The following is a 6,824-nucleotide window of genomic DNA, read 5'->3' on the forward strand; positions in this document are numbered from 1 at the left end:
CCCCCCCCACCCACCCACCCGCCCCCCCCCCACCCCCCCACCCCACCCCCCACCCCCCCCCCCCCCCCCCCCCCCCCCCCCCCCCCCCCCCCCCCCCCCCCCCCCCCCCCCCCCCACTGCGAGGTGGTGCGCCGGGAGCGTCAGTGACGTTGCCGGGGTGGGGTCAGCGCTGCGGGCCGATCCCGTTGGAGTTGAGCCCCTCGATGATCCGGGAGGACTCGTCGAACCCGATCACCACGATGGCGTCGGGGTTGAAGTCGACCATCTGCTGGACCTCGGAGTCGAAGTTCGCAGCCTGCGGGTCGTAGATGATCGACTGGATGTCGCCCTCGGCGAGGCCGGCGGCCTGCAGGTTGTTGGCGACGTTCTCCGCCAGCCCGGTGCCGTACGGGTCGTTGAGGGCGAGGATGCCGACGGTGTTGTTGCCGTCCTCGATGATGAGGTCGGCCAGCGCCTCGGCCTGCAGGGTGTCCGGCGGGGCGGTGCGGAAGTACAGCCCGTTGTCGTTGTACGTCGTGAACTGGTCCGACGTGTTGGCCGGGGAGAACTGCAGGACGCCGGCACCGGTGATCGTGTCGATGACGGTCAGGCTCACACCCGAGGACGCCGCACCGATGATCGCGTTCGCGCCGGCCTGGAGCAGGGCGTCCACCGACTGGGTCGCGATGTCGGTGGTGGTGTCACCCGAGTCGCGCTGGATGAGCTGCACCTGCTGGCCCAGCACACCGCCGGCGGCGTTGATGTCGTTGACCGCCAGCTGCGCGCCGGCGATCTCCGGCGGCCCGAGGAAGGCCAGGTTGCCGGTCTCCGGCAGCAGGGTGCCGATGATCAGTGGCTCCGGCGAGGTGGTGCCGGCCGGCGCCGGGGCCGGACCCTCGTCCTGGGTGGCGTTCGCCTCGTCGCCCGGGATGACGTACCGCGTCTGGCTGTCGTCGATCCGGTTGTCGTCGCCGAACTGCTGGATGCCGATGCTCGCCTGGGCCGGCTCGCCGGCGTCGGTGAAGCTCAGCGGGCCGGACTGGCCGTCGTAGTCGGGGTTGCCGCCGCCGTTGACGATCTCCAGGCACGAGGTGAAGTCCTCGCACTTGTCGCCGCCTGCGGTGACGCCGTTGACGTAGGCCTTGAAGACGTTGGCGTCGGTGGTCCCGGCCATCTGCGAGGCGAGGGCCGTGATGACGATGGCGTCGTAGGTCTCACCGGCGTAGTTGAAGTCGACGAGGTCGGGGTTGACCTCGAGCAGCCGGTCGCGGAAGTCGCCGGACAGCTCGGTGAGGGGAAGCGTGCCCTTCATCCCCGCCAGCGCGCCCTCGCCGGAGAGCCGCTCACCGAGCGCGTTGCCCATGTTGCCGTCGGACCCGTAGACGTTGACCTGCTTCTCACCGCTGGCGGCGTCGCCCCCGCCACCGCTGCCGCCCTCGTCGTCGCCGCCGCCACCGCAGGCGGTCAGGACGAGCAGGGCCGCCGCGCTGATCGCGGCGCTCCGGGCGAGGATGCCTGTGCGCATCAAACAACTCCCACTGTGCTGTCGGTCGTGCACTCGGCCAGCCCTGGCCGGGTGGCCTGGTCAGTGGGGGGAAGGTAACTGCCGGATCCGGGCCCGGACCGGGGGTCGCCCGGACCGTGATGAGGTCGTGACCTCCCGGATCCCGGCCCGACACACAGCACGGGCCGGGCTCCTCACCCGGAGACGCGGATCACTCCGCGGGGGCGTCGGCCTCCTGCGGGTCGAGGATGCGCTGCGCCAGGGCCTTCATCGACGTCCGCTCGTTCATCGCCGTCCGCTGGATGAAGCGGAACGCCTCCGACTCCGTCATGCCCTGCTCGGCCATCAGCCGGCCCTTGGCCTTCTCGACGACCTTGCGGGCCTCCAGCCGCTCCTCCAGCGTCCGCACCTCGCCGTCGAGGGCGGACATCTCGGCGAACCGCGCCCGGGCGACCTCGATCGCCGGCACCAGGTCGTTCTTGGAGAACGGCTTCACCAGGTAGGCCATCGCGCCGGCGTCCCGTGCCCGCTCGACCAGCTCCCGCTGGCTGAACGCGGTGAGCACGATGACCGGCGCCACCCGGGCGGCGGCGATCTGCTCGGCGGCCGACAGCCCGTCGAGGACCGGCATCTGGATGTCGAGGATGACGAGGTCGGGACGCAGCTCCGTGGCGCGGTCGACCGCCTGCTGCCCGTCGCCGACCTCGGCGACGACGGTGTACCCCTCCTCCTCGAGCATCTCCTTGAGGTCGAGGCGGATGAGCGCCTCGTCCTCCGCGATGAGGACCCGGATCGACTCGCTGCTCACGCGCGGGAGCCTAGCGATGCCGGAGGGTCGGCGACGGACGGCTAGGCTGCTCGGGCAGCCGGGGCCCCGTCCCCGGCACGCCCCCGTACCCCAATCGGCAGAGGGAGCGGATTCAAAACCCGCGCAGTGTGCGTTCGAGTCGCACCGGGGGCACGTTCGGAAGAGCAGGACGCTGAGCGCACCCGTGTCCCGGCCGGGAGGCCCCCCGGGCCCCCGCGACCGGTCCACCCACGGCCAGGCGCCGTCCCCGGCGGCGCTGGGGCCCAGCCGATGCCCGCGCACTACGGTGACCCGGTGAGCTCGCCGACGCCGCCGCACATGACCCCCGAGCAGTTCCGGCAGCACGGGCACGAGGTCGTCGACTGGATCGCCGACTACTGGACCCGCATCGCCACCTTCCCGGTCCGCTCCCCCGTGGCGCCCGGCGACGTCCGCGAGTCCCTGCCCGCCTCGCCACCGGAGCAGGGTGAGCCGTTCGCGGCGGTCCTCGGCGACCTGGAGCGCGTCGTGCTGCCCGGCGTCACGCACTGGCAGCACCCCGGCTTCCTCGGCTACTTCCCGGCCAACACCTCCGGCCCGTCGGTCCTCGGCGACCTCGTCTCCTCGGGCCTCGGCGTCCAGGGGATGTCGTGGGTGACCAGCCCCGCGGCGACCGAGCTCGAGCAGCACGTCATGGACTGGTTCGCCGAGCTGCTCGGCCTGCCCGAGTCCTTCCGCTCCACCGGCAGCGGCGGCGGCGTGGTCCAGGACAGCAGCTCGGGCGCCAACCTGGTGGCGCTGCTGGCCGCCCTGCACCGGGCCAGCGGCGGGGCCACCGTGCGCGACGGGGTGCGGCCCGAGGAGTACACGGTCTACGTCTCCTCGGAGACCCACTCCTCGATGGAGAAGGCCGTGCGCATCGCGGGTCTGGGCACCGACGCCGTCCGCATCGTCGAGGTCGACGGCGATCTGGCGATGCGCCCCGCGGCCCTCGCCGCCCGCCTGGAGCGCGACACCGCCCGCGGCTTCCGCCCGGTCCTGGTCTGCGCCACCGTGGGGACGACGTCCACCACCGCCATCGACCCCCTCGCGGAGCTGGGCCCGATCTGCCACGAGCACGGCGTCTGGCTGCACGTCGACGCCGCCTACGCGGGCGTCAGCGCCGTCGCCCCGGAGCTCCGGGAGCTGCAGGCCGGGGTCGAGTGGGCCGACAGCTACACGACCGACGCGCACAAGTGGCTACTGACCGGCTTCGACGCGACGCTGTTCTGGGTCGCCGACCGCGCCGCGCTCACCGGGGCGCTGTCGATCCTGCCGGAGTACCTCCGCAACGCCGCCACCGACGCCGGCACCGTCGTCGACTACCGCGACTGGCAGATCGAGCTGGGCCGCCGCTTCCGCGCGCTCAAGCTCTGGTTCGTCCTGCGCTGGTACGGCGCCGAGGGGCTGCGCGCCCACATCCGCTCCGGCGTGGCGCTGGCGCAGGAGCTGGCCGCCTGGGCCGAGGCCGACGAGCGCTTCGACGTCGCGACCCGGCACCCGCTGTCGCTGGTGTGCCTGCGTCCCCGCTGGCCCGAGGAGGTGGACGCCGACGTCGCGACCATGACCCTCCTGGAGCGGCTCAACGACGGCGGCGAGGTCTTCCTGACCCACACCACCGTCCGCGGCCAGGTGGTGCTGCGGGTGGCCGTCGGCGCGCCCGCCACGACCCGGGCCCACGTCGAGCGGGCGTGGGCGCTGCTGTGCGAGGGGCACGACTGGCTGGCCGCCGACTTCGCCGAGTCCGCCGCCGAGCGGGCCCGGGCCGAGGCCGAGCGCCGCGCGGCCACCCTGGCGGCCGCCGACGCCGGCACGCCGGCCGACGACGTCCTGGAGGCCCCGGCCGCCCAGGACGAGTCGGCGGCGCAGGCGGAGGCGCAGCAGGAGCTCCTCCCGGAGCCGGCGACGGACGGCGCCGCCTCCCCCGCGCTGCCCGAGGCCGACGTCGCCACGGCACCGGCCGAGGAGGCCGCCGTCGCCGCGGAGACCGACGCCGCGGGCGCCCGGGGCACCGGCTCCTGAGCCGCCGGGCTCAGCGGCCGACGGCGCGCAGCAGTCCCTCCTGGGCGACGGTGGCCACGTGCGTGCCGTCGGCCGCCCAGATGCGGCCGAAGCACAGCGCCCGCCCTCCGGACGCGGCCGGGCTGTCGGTCTCGTAGAGGAACCACTCGTCGGCGCGGACCGGCGCGTGGAACCACACCGCGTGGTCCAGGCTGGCGCCGGCGTACCGGTCACCCCAGCCACCGACCCGCACCAGGCCGGCCCCGAGCAGCGTGAGGTCACTGACGAAGGTCAGCGCGGCCGCGTGCACGGCGGGCACGGCCGGGAGCCGCCCGGCGACCCGCATCCAGACCCGTGTCGGCGGCTCCTTGGCCTGCCCGTCGAAGGGGTCCTCGAGCAGCCGCTGCTCCACCGCCCGGCTGATCTCCATCGCGCCCGACCCCTCCTTGCCGTGGCGGGCGGCGAGGTCGGCCAGTGAGGGCAGCTCGTCCGGAGCAGGGACGGCGGGCATCGGCAGCGAGTGCTCGACGACGGCCGGCTCCTCGACGTGGAAGTCGGCGGTCAGCGCGAAGATGGCGACGTCCTCGCCCTTGCGCCGCTGGCAGCCGATGACCCGGCGGGTGGTGAACGACCGCCCGTCGCGGATGCGGTCCACGGTGTAGCGGATCTCCTCGTGCGGGTCACCGGGCCGCAGGAAGTAGGCGTGCAGCGAGTGCACGTCCCGGCCCGCCGGCACCGTCCGCCCGGCGGCCATCAGCGCCTGCCCCGCGACCTGCCCGCCGAAGATGCGCTGCAGCCGCGTGGTCGGCGTCTGGCCGACGAAGACGTCGCGCTCCCGCTCCTCGAGGTCGAGCACGTGCAGGAGCGCGGCGGCCTGGCTGTCGCCGTCCCCCGCCGGGCCGCTCATGAGTCGGTGCCCACCTCGTGGACCCGGATGAGGTTGGTGGAGCCGACGGTGTTGGGCGGGCTGCCCGCGACGACGACGACCCGGTCGCCCTCCTTGAGGCGGCCGATGGACAGCAGGGAGAAGTCCACCTGCCGCACCATGTCGTCGGTGTGCTGCACCTCGGGCACGAGGAAGGTCTCCACGCCCCAGGACAGCGCCAGCTGGCTGCGCACGCGGGCGTCGACGGTGAAGGCCAGCAGCGGCTGCCGCGGGTGCAGCGCGGCCAGCCGGCGGGCGGTGTCGCCGGTCTGCGTGAAGGTGGCCAGCGCCTTGACCGCGAGGGTCTCCCCGACGTCCTTGGCCGCGCGGACGATGGCCCCGGAGCGGGACCGGGAGATGCGCACGAGGTCGGGGACGGCGGTGTCGGCGCTCTCGACGGCGTCGATGATCCGCTCCATCGTGCGCACCGCGGCGATCGGGTAGCGGCCCACCGAGGTCTCCCCCGACAGCATGACCGCGTCGGCCCCGTCGAGGACGGCGTTGGCGACGTCGGAGGCCTCGGCGCGGGTGGGCCGCGAGGAGCTGATCATCGACTCGAGCATCTGGGTGGCCACGATGACCGGCTTGTTCCGCTCGCGGGCGGCCTGCACGGCGCGCTTCTGCACCAGCGGCACCTGCTCCAGCGGCAGCTCCACGCCGAGGTCGCCGCGGGCGACCATGACGCCGTCGAAGGCCTCGACGATCGCCTCGAGGTTCTCGACCGCCTCGGGCTTCTCCAGCTTGGCGATGACGGGGACGGAGATGTCCTCCTGCCGCATGATGTCGCGGACCAGCTCCACGTCGCGGGGCGAGCGCACGAACGACAGGGCGATGAAGTCCACGCCCAGGTGCAGGGCGAAGCGGAGGTCCTCCTCGTCCTTGTCCGACAGCGCGGGCACGCTCACCGCGACGCCGGGCAGCGACAGGCCCTTGTTGTTGGACACCTCGCCGCCCTCGACGACCAGGCACCAGACGTCGGGGCCGTCCACGCCCACGACCGACAGCGCCAGCTTGCCGTCGTCGACCAGCAGCCGGTCGCCGACGCGCGCGTCGGAGGCCAGGCCCTTGTAGGTGGTGGAGACCCGCTCGGCGGTGCCCTCAACGTCGTCGACGGTGACGCAGACCCGGCTGCCGGTGGGCCACACGACCGGGCCGTCGGTGAAGGTGCCCAGCCGGATCTTGGGGCCCTGGAGGTCGGCGAGGACGGCGACGGCGTGGCCGGTGCGGTCCGAGGCCTCGCGGACCAGGCGGTAGGCCTTCTCGTGATCGGCGTGTGCGCCGTGACTGAAGTTCAGCCGGGCGACGTCCATCCCGGACTCGACGAGGGAGGTGACCTGCTCCAGCGAACCGGTCGCCGGCCCGAGGGTGCAGACGATCTTGGCGCGACGCGACATGGCCCAAACGCTATCCGGCCCGCGCGCGCTTCGCGGGGAGGACCCCTGTGAGCGTTCACATCCGCGTGCGGAAACAGCCGGGGGGGGGGGGGGGGGGGGGGGGGGGGGCGGGGGGGGGGGGGGGGGGGGGGGGGGGGGGGGGGGGGGGGGGGGGGGGGGGGGGGGGGGGGGGGGGGGGGGGGGGGGGGGGGGGCG

The 6,824-nt window shown here is 74.2% G+C and carries 5 protein-coding genes and 1 tRNA gene; 2 read left to right on the forward strand and 4 right to left on the reverse strand.

Annotated features, from left to right (window positions below):
* Positions 1–163 precede the first annotated feature (163 nt).
* Positions 164–1,504 carry an ABC transporter substrate-binding protein gene (locus ACI784_RS25080; RefSeq protein WP_456924879.1) on the reverse strand — a complete coding sequence of 447 codons (1,341 nt, stop codon included), beginning with the start codon at positions 1,502–1,504 and terminating at the stop codon, positions 164–166.
* Between the two features lie 190 nt (positions 1,505–1,694).
* Positions 1,695–2,291 carry an ANTAR domain-containing response regulator gene (locus tag ACI784_RS25085; RefSeq protein WP_457015321.1) on the reverse strand — a complete coding sequence of 199 codons (597 nt, stop codon included), beginning with the start codon at positions 2,289–2,291 and terminating at the stop codon, positions 1,695–1,697.
* Between the two features lie 79 nt (positions 2,292–2,370).
* Between ACI784_RS25085 and ACI784_RS25090 the strand changes: the two genes are divergently transcribed.
* Both ACI784_RS25090 and ACI784_RS25095 read left to right on the forward strand, forming a co-directional pair.
* Positions 2,371–2,444 (forward strand) — tRNA-Leu (locus ACI784_RS25090).
* A gap of 141 nt (positions 2,445–2,585) precedes the next feature.
* Positions 2,586–4,331, forward strand: coding sequence for an aminotransferase class V-fold PLP-dependent enzyme (locus ACI784_RS25095; protein WP_457015322.1), 1,746 nt, complete (start codon positions 2,586–2,588; stop codon positions 4,329–4,331).
* A 10-nt stretch (positions 4,332–4,341) separates the two neighbouring features.
* Here ACI784_RS25095 and ACI784_RS25100 read toward each other — a convergent pair whose 3' ends face one another.
* Both ACI784_RS25100 and pyk read right to left on the reverse strand, forming a co-directional pair.
* Positions 4,342–5,217, reverse strand: a complete 876-nt coding sequence (locus ACI784_RS25100; RefSeq protein ID WP_456924882.1) for an acyl-CoA thioesterase — start codon at positions 5,215–5,217, stop codon at positions 4,342–4,344.
* On the reverse strand, positions 5,214–6,629 hold the full coding sequence (gene pyk, locus ACI784_RS25105) for a pyruvate kinase (RefSeq protein ID WP_456924883.1): 1,416 nt from the start codon (positions 6,627–6,629) through the stop codon (positions 5,214–5,216). Before pyk ends, ACI784_RS25100 begins: the two co-directional genes overlap by 4 nt.
* Positions 6,630–6,824: the final 195 nt, after the last annotated feature.

The organism is Geodermatophilus sp. SYSU D01186, from assembly GCF_054050215.1.

Excerpts from the sequence above, each read along its gene's own strand:
- ACI784_RS25080 (WP_456924879.1), bottom strand. The coding sequence starts at position 1,504 with ATGCGCACAGGCATCCTCGCCCGGAGCGCCGCGATCAGCGCGGCGGCC.
- ACI784_RS25100 (WP_456924882.1), bottom strand. The coding sequence starts at position 5,217 with ATGAGCGGCCCGGCGGGGGACGGCGACAGCCAGGCCGCCGCGCTCCTG.
- pyk (WP_456924883.1), bottom strand. The coding sequence starts at position 6,629 with ATGTCGCGTCGCGCCAAGATCGTCTGCACCCTCGGGCCGGCGACCGGT.